The sequence below is a fragment of the Alteromonas marina genome, from assembly GCF_000808575.1.
In the GTDB taxonomy this organism is placed as follows: Bacteria; Pseudomonadota; Gammaproteobacteria; order Enterobacterales; family Alteromonadaceae; genus Alteromonas; species Alteromonas marina_A.
Genome location: NZ_JWLW01000019.1, coordinates 66,970 through 88,306 on the forward strand (window position 1 = coordinate 66,970; position 21,337 = coordinate 88,306).

19 protein-coding genes and 1 riboswitch are annotated in these 21,337 nt (G+C 47.1%); of the genes, 11 read left to right on the top strand and 8 right to left on the bottom strand.

The window, feature by feature from the left end:
* Positions 1–8 precede the first annotated feature (8 nt).
* From RJ41_RS12095 to gmk, 7 genes are all read right to left on the bottom strand, one after another.
* Positions 9–785, bottom strand: a complete 777-nt coding sequence (locus RJ41_RS12095; protein ID WP_039221056.1) for a class I SAM-dependent methyltransferase — start codon at positions 783–785, stop codon at positions 9–11.
* Positions 778–2,850, bottom strand: a complete 2,073-nt coding sequence (gene recG, locus RJ41_RS12100) for an ATP-dependent DNA helicase RecG (RefSeq protein WP_039221060.1) — start codon at positions 2,848–2,850, stop codon at positions 778–780. Before recG ends, RJ41_RS12095 begins: the two co-directional genes overlap by 8 nt.
* 194 nt (positions 2,851–3,044) lie before the next feature.
* Positions 3,045–3,752: a tRNA (guanosine(18)-2'-O)-methyltransferase TrmH gene (gene trmH / locus RJ41_RS12105; protein ID WP_039221063.1), complete on the bottom strand. Its 708-nt coding sequence runs from the start codon at positions 3,750–3,752 to the stop codon at positions 3,045–3,047.
* A 3-nt stretch (positions 3,753–3,755) separates the two neighbouring features.
* Complete coding sequence (locus RJ41_RS12110; RefSeq protein ID WP_014975316.1) at positions 3,756–4,142, bottom strand: RidA family protein; 387 nt, start codon at positions 4,140–4,142, stop codon at positions 3,756–3,758.
* Positions 4,143–4,166: 24 nt separating this feature from the next.
* Positions 4,167–6,278 carry a bifunctional GTP diphosphokinase/guanosine-3',5'-bis pyrophosphate 3'-pyrophosphohydrolase gene (gene spoT, locus RJ41_RS12115; RefSeq protein WP_039221068.1) on the bottom strand — a complete coding sequence of 704 codons (2,112 nt, stop codon included), beginning with the start codon at positions 6,276–6,278 and terminating at the stop codon, positions 4,167–4,169.
* A 142-nt stretch (positions 6,279–6,420) separates the two neighbouring features.
* The gene (gene rpoZ, locus RJ41_RS12120; protein ID WP_015065914.1) at positions 6,421–6,693 is read right to left on the bottom strand and encodes a DNA-directed RNA polymerase subunit omega; all 273 of its coding nucleotides are present in this window, start codon (positions 6,691–6,693) and stop codon (positions 6,421–6,423) included.
* 169 nt (positions 6,694–6,862) lie between these two features.
* Positions 6,863–7,504, bottom strand: a complete 642-nt coding sequence (gene gmk, locus RJ41_RS12125) for a guanylate kinase (RefSeq protein ID WP_015065913.1) — start codon at positions 7,502–7,504, stop codon at positions 6,863–6,865.
* 277 nt (positions 7,505–7,781) lie between these two features.
* On the opposite strand from gmk, the gene RJ41_RS12130 reads away from it, so the two are divergent.
* Positions 7,782–8,453 (top strand): alpha/beta hydrolase, encoded by a 672-nt coding sequence (locus RJ41_RS12130; protein WP_039221076.1) that lies wholly within the window; start codon positions 7,782–7,784, stop codon positions 8,451–8,453.
* A gap of 193 nt (positions 8,454–8,646) precedes the next feature.
* On the opposite strand, the gene RJ41_RS12135 is transcribed toward RJ41_RS12130, so the two are convergent.
* Complete coding sequence (locus tag RJ41_RS12135) at positions 8,647–9,708, bottom strand: GGDEF domain-containing protein (RefSeq protein WP_039221079.1); 1,062 nt, start codon at positions 9,706–9,708, stop codon at positions 8,647–8,649.
* Positions 9,709–9,904: 196 nt separating this feature from the next.
* On the opposite strand from RJ41_RS12135, the gene hemC reads away from it, so the two are divergent.
* The 10 genes from hemC to thiH all read left to right on the top strand — a co-directional run bounded on the left by hemC (position 9,905) and on the right by thiH (position 20,966).
* The gene (hemC, locus tag RJ41_RS12140; protein ID WP_039221082.1) at positions 9,905–10,843 is read left to right on the top strand and encodes a hydroxymethylbilane synthase; all 939 of its coding nucleotides are present in this window, start codon (positions 9,905–9,907) and stop codon (positions 10,841–10,843) included.
* 77 nt (positions 10,844–10,920) lie between these two features.
* Entirely contained in the window at positions 10,921–11,652 is a 732-nt protein-coding gene (locus RJ41_RS12145; RefSeq protein WP_039221146.1) for a uroporphyrinogen-III synthase, read from the top strand.
* Positions 11,653–12,825 (top strand): uroporphyrinogen-III C-methyltransferase, encoded by a 1,173-nt coding sequence (locus tag RJ41_RS12150; protein WP_039221083.1) that lies wholly within the window; start codon positions 11,653–11,655, stop codon positions 12,823–12,825.
* Positions 12,822–13,997 (top strand): heme biosynthesis HemY N-terminal domain-containing protein, encoded by a 1,176-nt coding sequence (locus tag RJ41_RS12155; RefSeq protein ID WP_039221086.1) that lies wholly within the window; start codon positions 12,822–12,824, stop codon positions 13,995–13,997. Before RJ41_RS12150 ends, RJ41_RS12155 begins: the two co-directional genes overlap by 4 nt.
* A gap of 111 nt (positions 13,998–14,108) precedes the next feature.
* A riboswitch (TPP riboswitch) is annotated at positions 14,109–14,220 on the top strand.
* 274 nt (positions 14,221–14,494) lie between these two features.
* Positions 14,495–16,405, top strand: coding sequence for a phosphomethylpyrimidine synthase ThiC (thiC, locus tag RJ41_RS12160; RefSeq protein ID WP_039221089.1), 1,911 nt, complete (start codon positions 14,495–14,497; stop codon positions 16,403–16,405).
* Positions 16,402–18,036, top strand: coding sequence for a thiamine phosphate synthase (gene thiE / locus RJ41_RS12165; protein ID WP_039221092.1), 1,635 nt, complete (start codon positions 16,402–16,404; stop codon positions 18,034–18,036). The genes thiC and thiE overlap by 4 nt, the downstream gene beginning before the upstream one ends.
* Before the next feature lie 100 nt (positions 18,037–18,136).
* On the top strand, positions 18,137–18,874 hold the full coding sequence (locus RJ41_RS12170; RefSeq protein ID WP_039221148.1) for a HesA/MoeB/ThiF family protein: 738 nt from the start codon (positions 18,137–18,139) through the stop codon (positions 18,872–18,874).
* On the top strand, positions 18,861–19,070 hold the full coding sequence (thiS, locus tag RJ41_RS12175; RefSeq protein ID WP_039221097.1) for a sulfur carrier protein ThiS: 210 nt from the start codon (positions 18,861–18,863) through the stop codon (positions 19,068–19,070). Before RJ41_RS12170 ends, thiS begins: the two co-directional genes overlap by 14 nt.
* Before the next feature lies 1 nt (position 19,071).
* On the top strand, positions 19,072–19,842 hold the full coding sequence (locus RJ41_RS12180; protein ID WP_039221099.1) for a thiazole synthase: 771 nt from the start codon (positions 19,072–19,074) through the stop codon (positions 19,840–19,842).
* On the top strand, positions 19,839–20,966 hold the full coding sequence (thiH, locus tag RJ41_RS12185; protein WP_052235461.1) for a 2-iminoacetate synthase ThiH: 1,128 nt from the start codon (positions 19,839–19,841) through the stop codon (positions 20,964–20,966). The genes RJ41_RS12180 and thiH overlap by 4 nt, the downstream gene beginning before the upstream one ends.
* Positions 20,967–21,337: the final 371 nt, after the last annotated feature.

Genomic DNA, 21,337 nt, shown 5'->3' on the forward strand with positions numbered 1-21,337 from the left:
TTGTTCTCCTAGGGTTTTTGACACAAATACACATCAAATCTATGTTTTTTACTTTCTATTGCCATGGAGGGTTTCTCTCCTGCCAGCACGTCTGCACTGTTTGGGCGTTTAACCACTACCCGGTGCGTGGCTAGCTTTAGTGCTGGCGGTAACAGCGCATCTGCGTCTGGGTCATGACCAAGCAGTTGCTGAAACAGCCGCATTTCCTTTTTCACCAAGGCTGACTTCTTTTTGTGTGGGAACATGGGGTCTAAGTAAATAGCGTTCACATTCTCACCAGTGAAGTATTGCATTACCTCAGCACTATTTCCATGTTGAAGCGACATTTTAGCTGCAAGTTCCGGAAAACTAAGCGCTAATCTGCGAATTCCATCTTCAAGTAAGGCCGCAACCACGGGCGAGCGCTCTATCATAGTGACCTTGCAGCCAACGCTTACCAACACAAAAGCATCACGACCTAGCCCAGGCGTTGCATCCACTACGTGCCATGCTTCATTGCCTTTAAGACCAATGGCCTTAACAATGGGCTCTTTGCGCCCACCGCCATGTTGCTTGCGATACAAACTTGCCGGCGATGCAAAATCAACCTCTACCGGGTTCACTTTTTTCTCGCCTGCGTCAGCAAGTCCAAGCACGCCGTTTTGTACCTGCAAATACAAGCCTTCGCTAGGCTTTTCACTACTGCTAACAACAGGAAAACCCCACTTTTCGCTGATTGCACTAATTAATGCATCGTCATCGCTATTGGCGTCATCACAAATAATTAAGGGCACACGATTAAGCATGGCCGTACTGCTCCTTATGACCTATCCACCTATTAATGATGGCTTGAGCGTGAGAGGGATATTTGTCCCAAAGGGTATAGGCAATTTCCTGAACCTTTGGAATAAGAGCGGCGTCGCGTACTAGGTCTGCTATTTTAAGCTCGGCCATTCCCGTTTGCTTAGTACCCATAAATTCACCCGGCCCGCGAATTTCCAAATCCCGCTGTGCAATATAAAAGCCGTCGTTGGACTCACGCAATACGCCAAGGCGCTGAGTAGCGGTTTTCGATAGTGGGCTCTGGTACATAAGTACACACTGACTTTCTACCGCACCACGCCCTACTCGGCCTCTAAGCTGATGTAGCTGTGCTAAACCCAGTCGTTCAGGGTTTTCAATGATCATGATACTGGCGTTTGGCACATCGACGCCTACCTCAATAACGGTAGTGGCTACTAATAGATCTAATTTTCCGTCTTTAAAGTCAGCCATAACCTGCGCTTTTTCAGCAGGTTTTAAACGCCCGTGTACCAAGCCAACGTGTAAGTCTGGCAGCGCAGTACTAAGGGTAACCGCAGCATCTTCTGCTGCCTGACATTCCAGCACTTCCGACTCGTCAATAAGCGTACACACCCAGTAAGCTTGCCGACCGTTTTCTTTACAAGCCTGACGCACACGCTCTATCACGTCCGCGCGGCGTGTATCAGGAAGCACAACGGTTTGTACCGGCGTTCTGCCAGGGGGTAGTTCATCAATTATTGAGGTGTCTAAATCGGCATAGGCTGTCATTGCCAACGTTCTTGGAATAGGCGTTGCCGTCATAATTAGCTGATGAGGGTAGCGACCTTGCTGTTCGCCTTTATCGCGCAGGGCCAAACGCTGATGTACACCAAAGCGGTGTTGTTCATCCACAATAACCAGCGCTAGCTGCTGGTAGTTTACGCTTTCCTGAAAGATGGCGTGAGTACCCACCAACATTTGAATGTCACCTGCTTCTAAGCGCGCTAATACTTCATTGCGGGCTTTACCTTTCAGCTTTCCAGCAAGCCAACCTACTTCAATACCTAAAGGTTCTAGCCAGCCACGAAAGTTATTGGCATGTTGTTCAGCCAACAGCTCAGTAGGTGCCATTAACGCTACCTGATGCCCTGCACCAATGGCAGAAAGCGCGGCCAGTGCCGCAACTAAGGTTTTGCCCGACCCTACGTCCCCTTGTACAAGGCGCATCATGGGCCGTGGGTGCTGCATATCTTTTTGAATATCTTGTACCACTCTAGCCTGCGCACCCGTTGGTGAGAACGGCAACTGAGCGAGCATTTTATCGATAAGCGGCTGATTCACCTCAATAGGAATACCTGGCTGCGCGTCAGATAGCTTGCGCACTTTAAGCACACTTAGATGGTGAGACAGTAGCTCTTCCAATATTAACCGATACTGAGCAGGGTGCAGCCCTTCTTCCATTTCGTGTACGTCTACATCGGGTGGCGGGCGGTGCACCAAATGAAGGGCCTCGTTAAGGCTAATTTGGTCATCGTAAATACCGTCGGGCAGCAAATCGGCCAGCGCCCCTTTATCCAAAAGCTTTAAAGCTTGGTCAGTCAAATTGCGAAGAGTTAGCTGTTTTACACCATCGGTAGTGGGATAAACCGGCGTAAGTGATTCTTCAGTGGGCGGCGCGTCTTCATCCACAAGCTTAAACTCTGGGTGCATCATCTCAATGCCCCACTTGCCAGTACGCACTTCTCCAAAACAGCGCACCGTGTTGCCTGGTGTCATGATTGAACGCTGCACCGCACCAAAGTGGAAAAAGCGTAAGGTTATGGTACCCGTACCGTCGCTAAGCTTGACCACCAGCATGCGCTTCTTGCCATATTGAATGTCGGCGCTCATTACCTCGCCCTGCACACTTACATGGGTAAATGGGCGGCACTCTGCCACGCTGTAAATCCGGGTTCTGTCTTCGTAGCGATGAGGGAGATGAAATAGAATATCTTGAAGGGTAAATAAGCCTATTTTATTGAGCTTTTCTGCCACCTTTGCGCCTACGCCTTTAAGCGCAGTAATGGGTGTAGTGGCCAGTGCTTGCATCAAGCGACATCCTTCTTTTGAAACATTAACTATTTAACCTTTGAATTGGCACAAGCTGGTGTTATTCAACGTGTTATAGGAAAAGAAGTGTAAAGGATTGTTGAGGGGTTGGCGAGTACGCTTTAGGCCAGTTTTTTACGCTGGCCCCTATACACGTAAGAGCAAAACTAAAAGTGCAACAAATAGGTTAGGCCCTAGTCGGCCTCTAGCGCGTTTGCTTCCGCTTTAGTGATTTGCATTTCTTTCCACCAGCTATCGTCGGCATCTACTTCGCCTAATGTATTAATAGCCGGCAATGGCAAACCTTTGCGCTGGCAAAGCTTATACAGACGAGGGTACCCATTTTGAAAGGCCAGTGCCTGGCACTCTTCTTCTGGTAGTTGCTGAGTGTTATACATACCGGCAATTGTACGCTGGCGCTGAGCTTCGTATAAAACTAACGCTGCAGCTACTGATACATTGAGCGACTGCACCATACCCATCATCGGAATAACGATGTCGTGATCGGCCATTGCTTTGGCTTCGTCGGTTGCCCCGTACTTCTCTTGTCCAAACAAAATAGCCGTTGGCTTGGTGTAATCAATATCACGAAAATCGACAGCGGTATCGGATAAGTGGGTTACCAGCACCTGCATGCCTTGACCTTTTAGTTCAGCCATCGCGTCGTTGATATTATCGTGGTTGGTTTGGCGCACCCACTGCTGGCTGCCCATTGCCGTACCACGACGAAACTGGTATTTCTTTTCCCATACGGTGTGAACGCGATGAATGCCAACGGCATCACAGGTTCTCACTACTGCAGATACGTTATGCGGCTTATGTACATTTTCAAGGCAAACCGTAAGGTCGGTTTGCCTCCTTTCCAGCACTTGTCTTATGCGCTGATAACGCTCAGGTGACATGGCTTACTCCGGCAGTTCCATTACACCATCAATTTCAATTTGTGCACCTTTAGGCAATGCAGACACCTGAACGGCAGCACGCGCAGGATAAGGCTTAGTGAAATAACGGCTCATAATTTCATTAACCGTTGCAAAGTGACCTAAGTCGATAAGGAAGATGTTCACCTTCACCAAGTCGTTCGTGGTGCCGCCAGCAGCGTCACACACCGCTTTAATGTTTTCAAAAACTTGTACCGCTTGAGCTTCAAAGTCGTCAGAAACCATTTCCATGGTTTCAGCAACCAAAGGAATTTGACCTGAAAGATAAACGGTAGTACCTGCTTTAACCGCTTGGCTGTAAGTACCAATAGCAGCAGGTGCCTTATCGGTCTGAATAATAGACTTAGACATAGTAGTTCCTAAATAGTGTAGTAATTAGTGTCGTGATTGACTATGACGAGACACTTTCTGAACTTCTGGCATGGTGCGTATTTTCTTCATCACGCGAGCCAAGTGCACACGGTTGTGCGTAGTAAGTTCTAGGTCGATAAAGTAGATATTACTCTCTTTCTCTTCAGTTTGCAGGCCAATGATATTGGAATCGCACCCTGAAATAGTGTTCGTTAAAGTTGCCAGTGTGCCCTGATGGTTGAACAGTTCTATACGCAGAGACGCTTTGAATTCACCCTGCGGATTGTCGTCCCATTGCATAGGCAGCACGCGCTGTGGCTCTTCACGGGTAAGCTTGCGAATATTGTTACAGCCAGTTTGGTGAATGGTCATACCGCGACCTGGGCTTAACACCGCAACAATCTCATCGTCAGGTATAGGGTGGCAGCATCGAGAATAGTGAACAAGCAGGCCTTCCGTACCACGAATGGCCACATTGCCTTTTTTGTCAGACAGATCCGTTGTGCTCTCGCCTAATAAACGGCGAGCCACGATAGCACTTAGTTCGTTACCTAGGCCGATATCTACCAATAGGTCGTCAAAATTAGCGTGCTTGGTTTCTGCCACTACACGCTCAATATCTGCATTAGGAATATCATCTAACTTCACAGTACCTAATGCATGACGAAGTAGACGATTCCCCATGTTCACCGCTTCTTGAGAATGCTGTTTACGCAAATACTGACGAATGCGGGTTCGCGCGCGCGCGCTCACCACAAAGTTCAGCCAATTCGCATTGGGCTTCGCTTTAGGCGAGGTAATAATTTCCACGGTTTGACCGTTTTCAAGGGGCTTGCTTAAGCTAAAGTTTCTGCGCTCTACGCGCACACCTACACAGGTATTGCCCACATCAGAATGCACGGCATAAGCGAAGTCAACGGCGGTTGCGCCCATTGGCAACTCGATAATACGTCCGTCTGGTGTAAATACGTAAATTTCATCAGGGAACAGATCGGTTTTTACCGATTCGATGAATTCAAACGATGAACTAGCTGACTGCTGAAGTTCAAGTAAGCTTTGCATCCACTTGCGTGCGCGAAGCTGAGCCGTGGTGCCATTATCGCCTGGCTCTTTGTAAAGCCAGTGGGCCGCTACCCCTTTATCTGCCATTTGGTCCATTTCCTGGGTTCGAATTTGAATTTCCACAGGAATGCCGTGCGGGCCAATTAATGACGTGTGTAACGACTGATAGCCGTTGGTGCGCGGAATAGCGATATAGTCTTTAAAACGGTTTTCAATTGGCTTGTACAAGCCATGCATTGCACCAAGTGCGCGATAACAGTTATCTACTGATTTAACCACTATACGAAACGCATAAATATCCATTACCTCGTTGAACATCAGTTCTTTATTTTTCATTTTACGGTAAATGGAATACAGGTGCTTCTCGCGGCCTAACACATCAGATTCAATCTCGTAGGCATCAAGACGCGTATTGAGCTCTTCACGAATGTTTTCAATGATTTCTTTACGGTTGCCTCGGGCCTGACGCACAGCAGATTTCAATGCGCGATGGCGCATCGGATACATGGCCTGAAAGCCTAAATCTTCAAGCTCATTTTTAATATCGTGAATACCCAAACGGTGGGCAATTGGCGCATAGATTTCGAGTGTTTCTAAAGCTATCCGACGGCGCTTATCTGGACGTAAAGAGCCTAGCGTGCGCATATTGTGAGTGCGGTCGGCAAGCTTGATAAGAATAACCCTGATGTCTTGCACCATGGCCATCATCATTTTGCGGAAGTTTTCCGCCTGCGCTTCTTGCTTGGTACTAAAAGCAAGTTTATCTAGCTTACTCACACCTTCAACCAGTTCGGCAACGGTATCACCAAACGCTTCAGCTAAATCTTCTTTGCTGTAATGGGTATCTTCAATAACGTCGTGAAGAAGTGCCGCCATGATCGTTTCGTGATCAAGGTGCATATCGGCCAGTATACCGGCAACGGCTACAGGGTGAGTGATGTACGGGTCGCCACTTGAGCGCATTTGTCCATCGTGCGCTTCTTGGGCTAGCACAAAAGATTCCTGAACCTGCTGTACGCGTTCAGCTGGCAAATACTCTAAAACTTTCTGCTTTAAACCTTCAAACAAATACACAGTGAAGCGTGACCCTTATCTAACGTTACAACCCTAAGAATACGTTTAAATGCGCAATAAGCCAATACACCAAAAGAAAAGCGCCAGCGCTTTTTTCAAAGCACTGGCGCTAAAATACAGATCAAACCGTTAAAAATAGGTCTTATTGGTCAGATAGGATATTTGCCACTGATGCAAATTCAGCGTGTTCTTGCTGTTCTTGAGCTTGAAGTTCTGCTTGTTCAAGCGTTGCAGCAGTTACAAAACCTTCTTCAATTTCACGAAGTGCTGTAACAGTTGGCTTGTCGTTTTGAACGTCAACCATAGGATCTTTGCCTTCAGTGGCAATTTGACGTGCACGGCGTGCAGCAACAAGCACTAGGTCAAAGCGGTTACCAATTTTATCTACGGCATCTTCTACAGTTACGCGAGCCATGTATTTCTCCGAAAATTAGGTTGAGCAAGTTATTCAAAAAACGGCCGCGTAGTATACACAGATACGTGGCGCGATCCTAGTATTTTGTTTGAAATTGAAGCAGTAAGATCGTGCAGATTGGCCAGCGATCGCCTGATGTTAAAACAAAACACCCATAATGTCGTTAAGCTTACGCGCTACCGAGCAATTCGTCCATTAACACTTGATGACGCATTTGCTGTTTTACCGTGCGAAGGCGCTGCGCTGTTACAATGGCTTCTAAGTCGTTTAACGCTGTTGCAAAGTCATCGTTAACGATCACGCTATCGAACTCATTGAAATGAGACATTTCCGCCACAGCTTGTGCCATGCGCCCAGCAATCACTTCTTCACTGTCTTGACCACGGTTATTTAGGCGCTGCTCTAGTACATCTAGCGACGGTGGAAGAATGAAAATACCACATGTGTCTGGCATCAGCTTTTTGACTTGACGCGCGCCCTGCCAGTCAATATCTAAAAATACATCAATACCGCGATGTAATGTTTGCTCGATAGTCACACGGGATGTGCCGTAATAATTACCGAACACTTCTGCATACTCAAAAAATACACCCTGTTCGATAAGTGCTTCAAACTGTTCTCGGCTCACAAAATGGTAGTGCACACCGTCGACTTCACCCGGACGCGGTTGACGTGTGGTATGAGACACAGACACCTGCATAGGTGTAGCCGTGTTTCCTTCATACTTTTCCATTAGCGCCTTGATTAGGCTAGATTTTCCTGCCCCTGAAGGAGCAGCAAGAATAAATAAATTGCCGAGTAATGAAGCCATAGGGTATTAAAATTCTATCAAAATGTGGTGATTTCAAGTGGCAATGATAGCATATGAAGCCATAACGCTGTAACTGCGATTATTTGGTTTATCCATTGATGGTTTAACCATTTAAATAGTAGCCGGCGCGAACAAACCGAACAACAATAATAAGTTTCCAAGAATGGTGGGGTCAGAGTCATGACTCTGACCCCACCATTCTTGGGAAAGACAGAGATTACCTGTGAGAAAGGATAACCATTGGTGATAAAGCAACAACAAAACTAGGAAATAAAGAATGACTCAGCAACTTCTGCCGTGCGTAGAGATAAACCCATCCACTACGCCTGATGCCTGCGTTATCTGGCTTCACGGTCTTGGAGATTCGGGCCATGGTTTTGCGCCTATTGTGCCCGAGCTAAAACTGCCCGAATCAATGGCGGTTAAATTTCTCTTTCCTCACGCTCCAGAACGCCCTGTGACTATCAATGGCGGCATGAGAATGCGCGCTTGGTACGATATCAAATCGTTAGATTTTGAAAGCCGTGCGGACTTAGAAGGTGTAAAAGAGTCGGCTGCTCAGGTAGAAGCGCTTATTGAGGCCCAAATTGAAAGTGGTATTCCTAGTGAACGTATAGTACTTGCTGGGTTCTCTCAAGGCGGTGTTATTGCCCTTCATCTAGCCCCAAGATATGCCCGCAAGCTTGCTGGCGTTATCGCGCTATCAACTTATATGTGCGAGCCATCGCTTCTTGGAAGCGAAGCAAAAGACACAAACCGCGAAACGCCAATTATGATGGCACATGGTGAGCAAGACGAAGTGGTGCCGGTATTTATGGGCAATGCTGCTTTTAAAACGCTGAGCGAAAGTGGCTTTAATGCCACGTGGCAGACTTACACCATGCAGCACAATGTTTGTATACAAGAGCTTAACGACATTAGTGCGTGGCTTCAAAAAGTTCTAGGGTAATGCCTTAAAAGCCTGTTGGCTCTTGCTGCAAATTACATTCGCATAACAAACATCAACAGGCCCTAGTATTTAAACAAAAGAAAGAGCTGGTGAAGCAACATTAGCCAGCTATTTCTTAGCGTAAGTGGCTACACGTCTATCGATTGCAAAGTCGCGCCTTCCGTCTCTTCTTTATTTCACGTTTATTCCAAAACTATTCGACGACTCTGTTGCGCCCCGCATTTTTAGCTTTGTAAAGGTTGTCATCGGCCTGCTTCAAACAAGCGTGCAAGTTTGTATCAGTAAGCGCTGTGGCTACACCAAAGCTTGCGGTTATCGAGTGATTCACATCACCCTCTACAAACGGATTAGCTTCAACCACCTTCCTTATTTTTTCCGCTAATTTTACCGCTTGGCTCAACGTCGCATGAGGGAATAGGACCAAAAACTCTTCACCACCGGTTCTTGCCACCACGTCAGTAGTTCTTACTGCTTCTTTCATTAGGCGAGTGATGTGTATAAGCACTTCGTCACCTATATCGTGGCCATAGGTATCGTTGATTGTTTTGAAATGGTCAATATCTACCACCACCGCACTTAAAGGGAAATGAGCACCGGGATCTTGCATTGCGCGTTCAAAAAAAACAGCTTCAAGAAACCGCCGGTTGGGAAGTTTTGTAAGTGGATCGGTATTAGCCTGACGCATGCGCTCTAAATTTTCACGCAGCATTTCTTTTCTGCTTTGATGCCAGAAATTTTCACCTATAAAGGCGACGCAAATGAAACTGAACGTGGCGATTAGGAAACGGGAAACATGTTCTGCTGGGTACTCTGCTACTATTTTTTCTTGATTGTAGAGCATAAAAATAGTGATACCCAGAGTTACTGCCACGTAAACCATCGCGGGCTTAAAACGCACAACAATTATCTGAATAAAAAGCAGGGGAAAGATAAAATAAAGCCCGGTGTTATTGAGGCCGCCGGTGTAAACCAAGCCGTTTATGGTAAATGCTACCACTAAGCCTGCAAGATAAAAGAAGACATCAACGCGAGGGAACATATGGGATAACGCCACATTGGCGTACACAAAAGCAGCTGACCCCGCCAGCGTTCCTACGAGCAATGGGTTGTTTGTGCCCATGTTGATCCACGCCATAAACGCCATAATGGTGCCACCAACATAGGATATGAAATATAGCGTTAAGCGCCTTCGTTTTGCTTCCGCTTCATCTTGTTGAGCACTTCTAAGTAATTGACGCAACGACGAACTGTCCATAAAAAGACTTATCTCCGCATTTAAAACTAATTAACCATTATTCCTTTCAGCATAGACTGAATGTTCAATAATAACCAAGGAGAAAACTGCGCCTAATTTCAAACATTAATACAGAAAATGCGTATACTACGGGGTATATCGTATGACGTTATGTGATACTTCGTTTTAGTTTCTTTTTATATAGTTTGGAATAGCCATGAGTCACCTCAACACTACCCGCACCGTTCGAATTGCTACTAGAAAAAGTGCTTTAGCGCTTTGGCAAGCAGAGTATGTGAAGGCAAAATTGTTGGAGCATTATCCGTCAATGACCGTTGAGCTTGTGCCTATGAGCACGCAGGGCGACAAAATTTTAGATACACCTCTGGCGAAAATTGGTGGTAAAGGACTTTTCATAAAAGAGCTTGAAATTGCCATGCTTGAAGGCCGTGCCGATATTGCCGTGCACTCTATGAAAGACGTACCCGTTGAATTTCCTGAAGGTTTTGGCCTTCACGCTATTTGTGAGCGAGAAAACCCGTTCGACGCTTTTGTTTCAAATAACCACGACAGTTTAGATGACCTACCCCAGGGCGCAGTGGTAGGTACGTCTAGCCTTCGCAGGCAGTGCCAAATTCGCAAGTATCGCCCTGACCTTATCATCAAGGACCTGCGCGGAAACGTGAATACTCGCCTAGCCAAGCTAGACGCAGGTGAGTACGACGCTATTATCTTAGCTTCTGCTGGCCTTATTCGCCTTGAAATGGAATCTCGTATTCGCATGCCGTTACCTGCTGATATTTCACTACCCGCCGTTGGACAAGGTGCCGTAGGTATTGAGTGCCGTAACGAAGATGAAGAGCTTATTAAATTGCTACAGGCGCTGAACCATACAGACACCAATACACGCGTTACTGCAGAACGCGCCATGAACGAGAGATTGGAAGGCGGCTGCCAAGTACCTATTGGTAGCTTTGCCACACTTGATGGCGACGTACTAACCTTAACTGGTATGGTTGGCAAACCAGATGGCTCTGAACTGTTGTTTGCGTCAGCTACAGCGTCACGCGAAAAAGCGACGGATATAGGCATTGAAGTGGCTGAAGCGCTTTTAGCGCAAGGTGCTGGGGAAATCCTTAAAGCACTTTATAACTAAGTTATATTTAATAGAAGCGCGCATTTCTATGCCCATAGAAATGCGCAGCAAACTTAAAAGGATGAGAGTTGGATCAAATGCTTCTTTTTACGCGTCCACTGCCAAAGTTGAAAGCGAGTGCTTCGGCTTTCGAACAAGCAGGCATTAATGCGGTAGGGGTAGCCACTTCTGACATTATTAAAATCTCTTCAGAACAAAAAGCCGCTGCAGACTATTTAGCGTCCAATAGTGTAAACGCAATTATCGTTACCAGCGTATACGCCGTTGAGCCTGTTATTTCAGGGCTGCGCGAATCAGCCTCTCCCTTGCCTCTTATTGTTGCCGTTGGCGATGCCACCGCAAGAAAATTACAAGCCGGACTTGAAGCTCTGCCATCCGTGCAAATAGTCACACCAAAGAACCATACGTCCGAAGGTATACTGGCAATGCATCAGCTTAATGAGGCAAACTGTCAGCATGTCGTTATTATTAAAGGTGAAGGTGGGCGAGACGCCATCGCAAAAGGATTAGACGAAAAAGGTACTTTAGTAAATAGCTTTTGCGTTTATAAAAGGGAGCAACTTGTACGCCCAATTTACACAAAACGGTGGAAAATGGGCGAAGTTAGCGGCATTATCGCTACAAGCGAAGCAATGGCACTGCAACTGATAGAACAATTTGGTCATGCGCTATTAACCTTTAAATGGTTAACAGTGAGTGATCGCATCGCCCTAACCCTTAACAGCAAAGGCGTTAAGGAAGTAGCGGTTTGTCAGCGAGCCACCGACCAGGCACTCATCGCCTGGGTAAAGGATAACTGGGAGTATTGAATGGCCAACAATAATGAAAATAGCCCACAAAAAGAGGAACTCGTAAAAGTGGATGCTGAAAAAGAAGTAATTGAGTCTTCTGCCACGCAGAGCGAATCGACTGAATCTGGCGCTAAGCAAAAGAAATCATCAGGCAATGGTCTGTTGTGGTTCGTCGTAATCATCTTATTCTTGGCCGTGTTAGGTATGGCTGGCGCAGGTTACTGGTATTATATGCAGCAGCAATCGGCCAGCGCAGATTCCGCCAACGCACAGCAAAGCAACACCGCAAAGTTAAACAGTATTGAGCGCGAGCGTGCTGACATTTTAGCGTCGCTAGAAGCAATGTCGCGAACGAACAAAGCACTGCAAAGCACGGTATCCGAGCTTAAAACACAAAATGAAAAGCTTAGCCTTCAAGCAGAATCTACGCTTCAACAGTTAAACAATATGGAAGGTCGCCGCCCTGCCGACTGGTTAATTGCTGAAGCTGATTACTTGGTACGCATGGCGGGTAGAAAACTTTGGCTGGAAAACGATGTTCGCACAGCAATTTTACTGCTAGTTAATGCGGATAAACGCTTAAAGTCGTTGGCCGACCCATCGGTGCTGCCCGTTCGCGCTACACTAGCTGAAGATATTCAAACCCTTCAACAGCTAAACCCTGTGTCGCAAAGCTCAGTAGCGCTGGCCCTTACCGGCATGATTGCGCAAATTGATAGGCTTCCCCTTGATACTTTCGAGAAGCCTGAAGACGCCAATGCAGAAGACACGACCTTGTCAGAGTCGGCTGACGACTGGCAGGAAAACTTAGCAAAAGTATGGCGCTCATTGGTTAACGACTTTCTTACGGTTAAAACCATTGAGGGTCCTGTAGAGCCCGTGCTTTCATTAGAAGCACAGTTTCTAGCGAAAGAGCAGCTTCGCCTGCAGCTTATGCACGCGCAAACCGCGGCGCTTCAAGGTGATGCTGGCCTTTACAGCCAATCACTTCAATATGCTCAAACGTTAATTATTGAAAAGTTCGACACAGAAAAAAGCCAGGTAACGGGTTTTGTAGATGCACTACAAAACCTCATTGCTACCGATGTATCGCGCCCAATACCTACAGAGCTAGCGTCACAAAAACCGCTAGAGCGTCTATTGGATAGCCGCGTTAAACAGGTGTTCGGACAAGGAGCAAGTGCACTATGAAATGGTTAGCTATTGCCCTTGCGGTATTAGCCGCATTCGTTGTTGCACTCATTGTTGGCCCGATGTTGCTAGGCGATAAGGGCTACGTACTGATATCACTAGGTAACTCCGCTGTTGAAATGACGGTGATCAGCTTTTGTATTTTAGTGATAGGTGCCGTCATTGCCTGGTACGTACTATCTCGACTTGTATTGTGGGCGTTAAGCTTGATCACAGGTTCACATAAATGGTTCGGCACTTTGGGTAAGCGCAAACGTAAGCGTGCGTTTTACGACGGCTTACACGCAATGGCTGCAGGTGATTTTGATACGGCGCAAAAAGCCTTAGGCAAAACCACCAACGGCGATTTCGAAGGCGTTAACTATTTGGCGTCAGCGCAAATTGCTTTTGCCAATAACGATTTAGCCAAAGCCCGTTATTTCCTTGTTCAGGCAACTGATTTTCCAAAAGCAAAAGTAGCCGCAATGGTCATGCACGCGCGTATTGATATGGTTGAAGAAAAATACGATGCGGCACTAGAGAAACTTAACGAGCTTGACGAGCAAGAGCGCGAGAACAAGCAGGTTGTGCAGTTGAAAGCGCAAATTCTTGCCAAGTTAGGTAAGTGGCAAGTACTTCAGGAGAATTTGTCAGGCTGGCGTAAAGCACTGCCCAAAGCAGACTACACTACATGGAGCCAGCGCATCGCCAAAGGTAAGTTTGCCGAAATTGCCAGCAAACAAGGCGCTGTCGAGCTTAAATCGTATTGGGAAACCCTACCTCGTAAGCTTCGTCACGACGATGCTTACCGCGCGGCCTACATTCAACAGTTGCTTGACCAAGGTATGCATGCCGACGCACAGAATTTGCTAGTTGAATGGCAAAAACGTGGCCCGAATAGCGCCCTGTTTCCGCTGTTCACGCAGCTTAATATTCCTGATGCATCGCCATCACTACGACTGCTTGAAAGCTGGATAAAGCAAGACGAAGAAAACGTGTCGCTATATTCCACACTAGGCCAAGTTGCGTTCAATTCCGGCGATGATGTGTTGGCAGAAAAAGCCCTGCTTAAAGCCACTAAAATGAAGTCGCGCAAAGAAGACTTATTGCTGCTGTCTGCAATTAGCGAACGCAAGCACGACACAGCCACTGCACTTCAGCTTTACAAGGAAGGTCAGCAGCTAGCCAGCTAGATGAATATTCATTTAGCTTTCTGGTAGTACTTGTATTACCCGTAAAATTGAAGATATAGTAAAAAGGAATTCTCAATTCGGGTTGTTTCAACCACAACCCGAATTGACTTAAACAACTTGTCGGAGTGCTTCACTGGTAACCCAGTAAGCTGAGACCGCGAAAGTGGGATCCGTAGAACCTGATCAGGCTAATACCTGCGAAGGGAACAAGAAAATACAATGTGCACAATGTTAAACCGTGGTTTAGCGTTGTGAAGCGAAGTTGTTTTGCTGTTGATGATACAGACACACCCATTACGGTGCTGCTCGTCACTCAAGGTAAACTGTTCAAGTTTATCCCCAAGTCAACATCAACAGAGTAAAGGGCTGTAATCACCAAAACCTTTACCAACAATCTCGCTAAAGTAACGGGGTTATCCCCTTCAACACATACACTTTGTATTCTCCTTCACTCCTGACAAGCATTTTTAGAACCTAAATTTAAAAGGTAAAATGCTATGTCGAACAGACGCGAACAACGCCAACAAGCGCAGCAATTCATCAATGAACTCGCTGGCGAAGCTTACCCAAATTCAACACGCCACTACGAGTGTGGCAGCCGCGACGATATTCGCGTGGCCATGCGCCTTATTCACCAGCACGACAGCTTAGTCGGTGGTACCGAAGAAAACCCCATTTTAGAGCCAAACCCGCCTATTCCAGTGTACGATACCTCTGGGCCCTACGGCGACCCACAAGAGAACATAGATGTACACAAAGGCTTGAGCCCACTTCGCCAAAAATGGATTGAGGAGCGCAGCGATACTATCGAACTAGCAGGCGTGTCATCACGCTTTGCGAAAGAACGTGAAAACGACATTTTTACCGAAGATTTCCGCTTTATCCGCAGCCGCAAACCACTAAAAGCGAAGGCAGGCAAAAACGTGACCCAGCTGCACTACGCAAGGCAGGGCATTGTTACCCCGGAAATGGAATACATTGCCATTCGCGAAAACATGGGCCGCCAAGCCATTAAAGATGCAGAGCTAACGCAGCAACACAAAGGCGAGCACTTCGGCGCGAATTTACCCGATACCATCACCCCCGAGTTTGTGCGCCAAGAAGTAGCCGCAGGCCGCGCCATTATTCCGTGTAACATCAATCATCCCGAATTAGAGCCAATGATTATTGGCCGTAACTTCTTAGTGAAGATTAACGCCAACATTGGGAATTCAGCTGTAACCTCGTCTATTGAAGAAGAGGTAGAAAAGCTGGTGTGGTCAACGCGCTGGGGCGCAGATACCATCATGGACCTTTCTACCGGCAGAAATATTCACGAAACCCGCGAATGGCTGCTGCGAAATAGCCCAGTTCCTCTTGGCACTGTACCTATTTACCAAGCATTAGAAAAAGTAAATGGTGTAGCTGAAGACTTAACCTGGGAAATGTTTAAAGACACCCTAATTGAGCAGGCCGAGCAAGGGGTAGACTACTTCACCATTCACGCTGGCGTGCTGCTTGAATATGTTCACCTTACCGCAAAGCGAGTTACAGGTATTGTATCGCGCGGTGGCTCAATCATGGCGAAGTGGTGTCTAAGTCACCACCAGCAAAGCTTTTTGTATGAACACTTCCACGATATTTGCGAGATTTGCGCTAAGTACGATGTAGCGCTGTCGCTAGGTGACGGCTTGCGCCCTGGCAGCGTTGCCGATGCCAACGACGATGCGCAGTTCTCGGAGCTACGTACCCTTGGTGAGCTAACGAAAATTGCATGGGAATACGATGTTCAGGTAATGATTGAAGGCCCAGGTCATGTACCAATGCACATGATTAAAGCGAACATGGAAGAGCAGCTTAAACACTGCCACGAAGCACCGTTTTATACCCTTGGCCCACTCACCACAGATATTGCGCCAGGCTACGATCACTTCACCTCAGGTATTGGCGCCGCCATGATTGGTTGGTACGGCTGCGCGATGCTTTGTTACGTAACACCTAAAGAACATTTAGGCCTGCCTAACAAAGAAGACGTTAAACAGGGGCTGATCACTTACAAAATTGCAGCCCACGCAGCCGACTTGGCAAAAGGCCACCCAGGAGCACAAATTCGTGACAACGCCATGTCGAAAGCACGCTTTGAATTCAGATGGGAAGACCAGTTCAATTTAGCGCTCGACCCCCACACTGCGCGCGCCTATCACGATGAAACCTTGCCGCAGGCGTCTGGCAAAGTCGCGCACTTTTGCTCTATGTGCGGCCCTAAATTTTGCAGCATGAAAATTTCTCAGGAAGTGCGCGATGTGGCTAAACAAACGCAGCAGCAAGAGTTTGAGAAAGAAAAAGGCATGAAAGACATGGCCGATGTGTTTAATCAATCGGGCGCTGAACTTTATCACACCGCTGATAGCAGGGTAGAGTTGCCATGACAAACAGCCACCTAACCACCCCCGTACTAGAGCCGCCTAGCATTAGGCTGCCGGTGATATGGTGCATAGGCGGCGTTGACTCAAGCGGCGGAGCGGGAATAACCCGCGACGCCATTACGCTTGCCAATTTAAATGTTCATGCCTGTGTGCTAACCACACAACTTACTGTGCAATCAAACCAGCATCTGCTTAGCACAGAAAGTATGAGTGCATCTGCATTGAACCAGCAGTGGCAAGTGCTTTACGAAGATACGCCACCACGCGCTATTAAAATTGGCGCTATCGCAAACGATGAACAAGCACTGTTGCTTTGCGCCCGTATGCAGTCGTTAGTGAGCCCTCGCCCCTTTGTAATATGGGACCCTGTGTTGTGCTCTTCATCTGGAGGTATACTGAGCGACTTAAGTGAAAGCGTGATCGATGAACTGTTAACCACGGTAGATTTGGTAACGCCAAACATTGATGAACTCGCGAAACTCACCCACCTCTCTGTTAACGATGATAAAAGCCTGCAAACTGCAATAAATCGACTTGTTGGAAAAGGCGCAAAAAGCGTTTACGTGAAAGGCGGTCATGCACAATGGCAAGAAGCGGTATGCGACACCTATTTTTGCTCATCACACTCGCTTTATTTTAGGCAACCCAAAAACAGCAAAGGTGATCTTCGTGGTACAGGATGTATGTTAGCGAGTGCCATTGCGGCATTTGTTGTTCACGACTATTGCATTGAAGACGCGCTAACCTTGGCGAACGCTTATGTGAGTGAAGTAAGACATAACACGCTCGGCGTATCTGATAACAACCTCCCCATCACGACTACTTCGAGTCGACATAAAGCGGCTAGCCCGCCTGCTTACTTCGCAAGGGCTAATGGTTTTCCCGCGCAGGCGGCTAGTTTTCCACAGGTGAGTTTTCATTGCCGTAACACTGTTTCTAATAGAAATGCTGCGGGTGTTGATAAAACTCCACACAACAAAAAAAGAGTAGAAACGGCACTGGCAGGCAATGCTTTCTTCCCCGCACTCACCAACACTAAGTTAGGCATTTATCCCGTGGTAGATAGCGTTGAGTGGATTGCGCGGCTTTGGCCGACGGGCGTAAAAATCATCCAACTGCGAGTGAAAGAAGGCTCTCAAGATGCTATTCGCCAACAGATAAAAGAAGCAATGGAGTTAGTGGAACACACTGACTGCCAATTATTTATTAACGACCACTGGGAGTTAGCCATAGAGCTTGGTGCTTACGGCGTACATTTAGGCCAAGAAGATCTGCACACTGCAGATTTAAACGCCATTCGAAGCGCCGGGCTAAGGCTGGGCATTTCAACTCATGGGTTCGCTGAAATTCAGTGTGTTCGCGCTTTAAACCCGTCTTACATTGCCCTTGGTCATATATTTCCAACCAATACCAAAGACATGCCGTCTAAGCCCCAGGGTGTAGAGCGCTTGGCAAAATATGTGAAGCTGTGTGAAGGCGTACCCACCGTCGCCATTGGCGGTATTAACTTATCGCGTATGAGTGACGTGGCGAAAACCGGCGTAAATGGTATTGCAGTTGTGAGCGCTATTACACATGCAGAGCATCCGCTGCAAGCATACAAAGCGCTGGCTCAGGAGGCGGGTTTTGCATAGTCAATCAACACATAGTACCGCGACTGACTCAGTCAATAACGCCAGAGGTCCAGTTAATCCCGCTAATGGCTTCGCTAACCGCCAGCTTGAACATCAAGATATACAGCGTTACAGCAGGCAGCTCTTGCTCGACTGTGTCGACCACGCCGGCCAGCTTAATTTGGCAAACGCACACGCTCTGGTTGTGGGGCTAGGCGGCCTAGGCAGCTTAACCGCCCGCTATCTAGCTGGCGCAGGTGTTGGCAATATTACATTGATAGATGGCGATACTGTCGATATCAGTAATTTGCAGCGCCAGGTTAGCTACAATGAAATGCACTTAGGCGAGCTTAAAGCCAAGTCGCTTTATAACGAACTTCGCAAAGTTAACTCTCACTTAAACATCCAATTTAAAAGCCTTTTTGCCGATAGTAACAACTTACCAACTTTAATTTCGTCAGCGACTTGCGTACTGGATTGCACCGACAACATGACGGTAAGGCGCCAGATTAATGCAGCGACCTACCGTGCATCTATTCCGCTTTTTATTGCGGCTGCTAGCGGGCTTACATGGCAAGCACTGAACTTGCCGCAAAACTCAAACTCCTGTGGTTGTTACGAGTGCCTAGTGAACAGGATTTCCGTGCGTGAAGACTGCATGAGCAAAGGCGTACTTGGCCCCGTTGTTGGTATGGCTGCTTGTCATCAGGCAACGCAAGCTTTGTTGTTTTTAGCAAAAGGATTCGACGCAGACATTAAATGGGGACACTACCTAACTGGGAATGCAGGCCTTGGGTCGCTACAAAGCTTTGCGCTACCCCCCTCTTCTACTTGCGAGGTTTGCAATGACGCAAATTAAAGTGAACGTAAACAATCAACCTATGAACGTGATCTCGCCTATTTCACTTAGCGAGTTAATCGCCCTTAAAAAATTGAATGACGACGGTACCGCCATTGCTAGAAATGCCGCCATAGTGAGTAAAACAGAATGGTCGACCACTTATCTTAAAGATAATGACACCGTTGATATCTTCACCCTAGTTGCAGGAGGCTAGTATGCTAACGCTTGCAAACCACACTTTTTCATCACGCCTTTTAACCGGTACAGGAAAGTTCAGCAACGCCGTCACTATGAAAGACGCGGTGGCAGCTGCACAAAGTAACATTGTTACCCTGGCAATGAAGCGCGTAGCGATGAATAGCGCGCAAGACGATACGCTAAAGGCACTTCGAGAATTAGGGGTTACCCTGCTGCCTAATACGTCGGGGGCGAAAAATGCCCAGGAAGCCATATTTGCAGCAGAGCTTTCTTATGAAGCGCTAGGTAGCCCATGGATAAAACTTGAAATTCACCCTGACCAGCGCTATTTGCTGCCCGACCCTATAGAAACGCTTCAGGCCGCCGAGACCTTGGTAAAAAAAGGCTTTCACGTACTACCCTACTGCGGGGCAGACCCTGTTTTGTGTAAACGCTTAGAAGAAGTAGGCTGCGCCGCTGTTATGCCGTTAGGTGCTCCCATAGGCAGTAATCAGGGCTTACAAACTAAGCCTTTTTTGCAGATTATTGTGGAGCAATCGACTATTCCAGTCATTGTCGATGCGGGTATCGGCAAACCCAGTGAAGCCATGGCGGCAATGGAAATGGGCGTAGATGCGGTGTTGGTGAATACAGCTATTGCCACTGCCCAAAACCCTGTTGCCATGGCAACGGCCTTTGCAAATGCTGTGGAAACAGGCCGAAAAGCGTTTGAAGCAGGGCTTGGTGCTACCAGCAACTTTGCGCAGGCCTCTAGTCCGCTTACTGCCTTTTTGGAGCCAACGGTATGAAGGTAGCACAGGCACTAATGCAGCAAGACTTAACTCATCTAGCTATGTCAATTAACAGTAAAACCGCGAGTGATGTTGAGCGAGCATTAGGTAAAGAATCACTTTCACTTGATGACTTTATGGCGCTTATCTCGCCAGCCGGCTCACATTACTTGGAAGCCATGGCAAGTCGCGCGCAGGCACTAACCCGCCACCGGTTTGGCAATACCATGCAGCTATTTGTGCCTTTGTACCTGTCGAACCTGTGTGCCAACGAATGTACTTATTGCGGCTTTACCATGAGTAATAAAATAAAGCGCAAGACCCTATCTATAAGTGAAGCGCTCACTGAAATTGAAGCTATTAAAGGTATGGGCTTTTCTCAGGTGTTGCTGGTAACTGGCGAACACGAGACTAAAGTGGGCATGGATTATTTCGAACAAGCCCTTAGCGCCATTCGCGACAAGATAAGCTACCTTATGATGGAGGTGCAGCCGCTAAAAAGGGAACAGTACCAAACGTTAAAACATCTAGGGTTAGATGCCGTGCTGGTATACCAAGAAACCTATTCGCCCCAACAGTACGCCAGCTACCATACCCGGGGTAAGAAACAGGATTTTTTATGGCGATTAGAAGCCAGCGACCGCATAGGGCAAGCGGGTATCGATAAAATAGGTATTGGTGCGCTACTAGGTTTAGGTGACTGGCGGGTTGATAGTGCGATGACCGCCCTTCACGGCAAACTAATCCAGCAGTACTATTGGCAAAGCCGTGTATCTATTGCCTTTCCGCGTCTTAGAAGCTGTGAAGGTAATAGCACTGGCGGCAACGTTCTTACCAATAACAAACTACCTAACGAGCGAGATCTGCTGCAGCTGATATGTGCTCACCGCTTGTTTAATCCGCAAGCAGAATTATCCCTGTCCACCCGCGAGTCGGCAGTATTTAGGGACGGCGTGATGCCGCTGGGTATCACATCGATGAGTGCTGCGTCGCAAACTCAACCTGGCGGATACAGCAAACCCTCACAGGCATTAAATCAGTTTGATATTGATGATAATCGCTCTGTACCAGAAGTGATAAACGCGATGGCAAGGCAAGGATTAGAACCTGTTTGGAAGGATTGGATGCAATTTAGGCTCTAGCCGACAAAACATCCGAACCAGGATAGCAATATTTATCCTGTGCTACGCCGTATTTATCTCGCATACTTTCGCTTTAAATCGACAATAGTCTTGCGCTCATTGGTTTTCTTTAACTCTAAACCTTCGTAACTAAGACTTACTTCGTAGTTTTGAATATTAGGAGAAAACCTCTCTTTCCGGTGGTTACTATTTTTTGAAACAGTATGTGCCATATACACCTCCTATAACTAACAACTCTACCTCGTTAGAGTATAAATAGCTATATTGGGTTTGATTCCAAGCCTTTAGTTTGAGAAAGAACATTAGTTTTTTTAAGGCAAAATAAATAAAAAATTTGTTTTGCTTTCGCGTAAAACCCTCCGTAGAATCCG

Coding starts and splice junctions, on each gene's coding strand:
- RJ41_RS12095 (WP_039221056.1), bottom strand. CDS start 785: ATGCTTAATCGTGTGCCCTTAATTATTTGTGATGACGCCAATAGCGAT.
- recG (WP_039221060.1), bottom strand. CDS start 2,850: ATGCAAGCACTGGCCACTACACCCATTACTGCGCTTAAAGGCGTAGGC.
- trmH (WP_039221063.1), bottom strand. CDS start 3,752: ATGTCACCTGAGCGTTATCAGCGCATAAGACAAGTGCTGGAAAGGAGG.
- RJ41_RS12110 (WP_014975316.1), bottom strand. CDS start 4,142: ATGTCTAAGTCTATTATTCAGACCGATAAGGCACCTGCTGCTATTGGT.
- rpoZ (WP_015065914.1), bottom strand. CDS start 6,693: ATGGCTCGCGTAACTGTAGAAGATGCCGTAGATAAAATTGGTAACCGC.
- gmk (WP_015065913.1), bottom strand. CDS start 7,504: ATGGCTTCATTACTCGGCAATTTATTTATTCTTGCTGCTCCTTCAGGG.
- RJ41_RS12130 (WP_039221076.1), top strand. CDS start 7,782: ATGACTCAGCAACTTCTGCCGTGCGTAGAGATAAACCCATCCACTACG.
- RJ41_RS12135 (WP_039221079.1), bottom strand. CDS start 9,708: ATGGACAGTTCGTCGTTGCGTCAATTACTTAGAAGTGCTCAACAAGAT.
- hemC (WP_039221082.1), top strand. CDS start 9,905: ATGAGTCACCTCAACACTACCCGCACCGTTCGAATTGCTACTAGAAAA.
- RJ41_RS12145 (WP_039221146.1), top strand. CDS start 10,921: ATGCTTCTTTTTACGCGTCCACTGCCAAAGTTGAAAGCGAGTGCTTCG.
- RJ41_RS12150 (WP_039221083.1), top strand. CDS start 11,653: ATGGCCAACAATAATGAAAATAGCCCACAAAAAGAGGAACTCGTAAAA.
- RJ41_RS12155 (WP_039221086.1), top strand. CDS start 12,822: ATGAAATGGTTAGCTATTGCCCTTGCGGTATTAGCCGCATTCGTTGTT.
- thiC (WP_039221089.1), top strand. CDS start 14,495: ATGTCGAACAGACGCGAACAACGCCAACAAGCGCAGCAATTCATCAAT.
- thiE (WP_039221092.1), top strand. CDS start 16,402: ATGACAAACAGCCACCTAACCACCCCCGTACTAGAGCCGCCTAGCATT.
- thiS (WP_039221097.1), top strand. CDS start 18,861: ATGACGCAAATTAAAGTGAACGTAAACAATCAACCTATGAACGTGATC.
- RJ41_RS12180 (WP_039221099.1), top strand. CDS start 19,072: ATGCTAACGCTTGCAAACCACACTTTTTCATCACGCCTTTTAACCGGT.
- thiH (WP_052235461.1), top strand. CDS start 19,839: ATGAAGGTAGCACAGGCACTAATGCAGCAAGACTTAACTCATCTAGCT.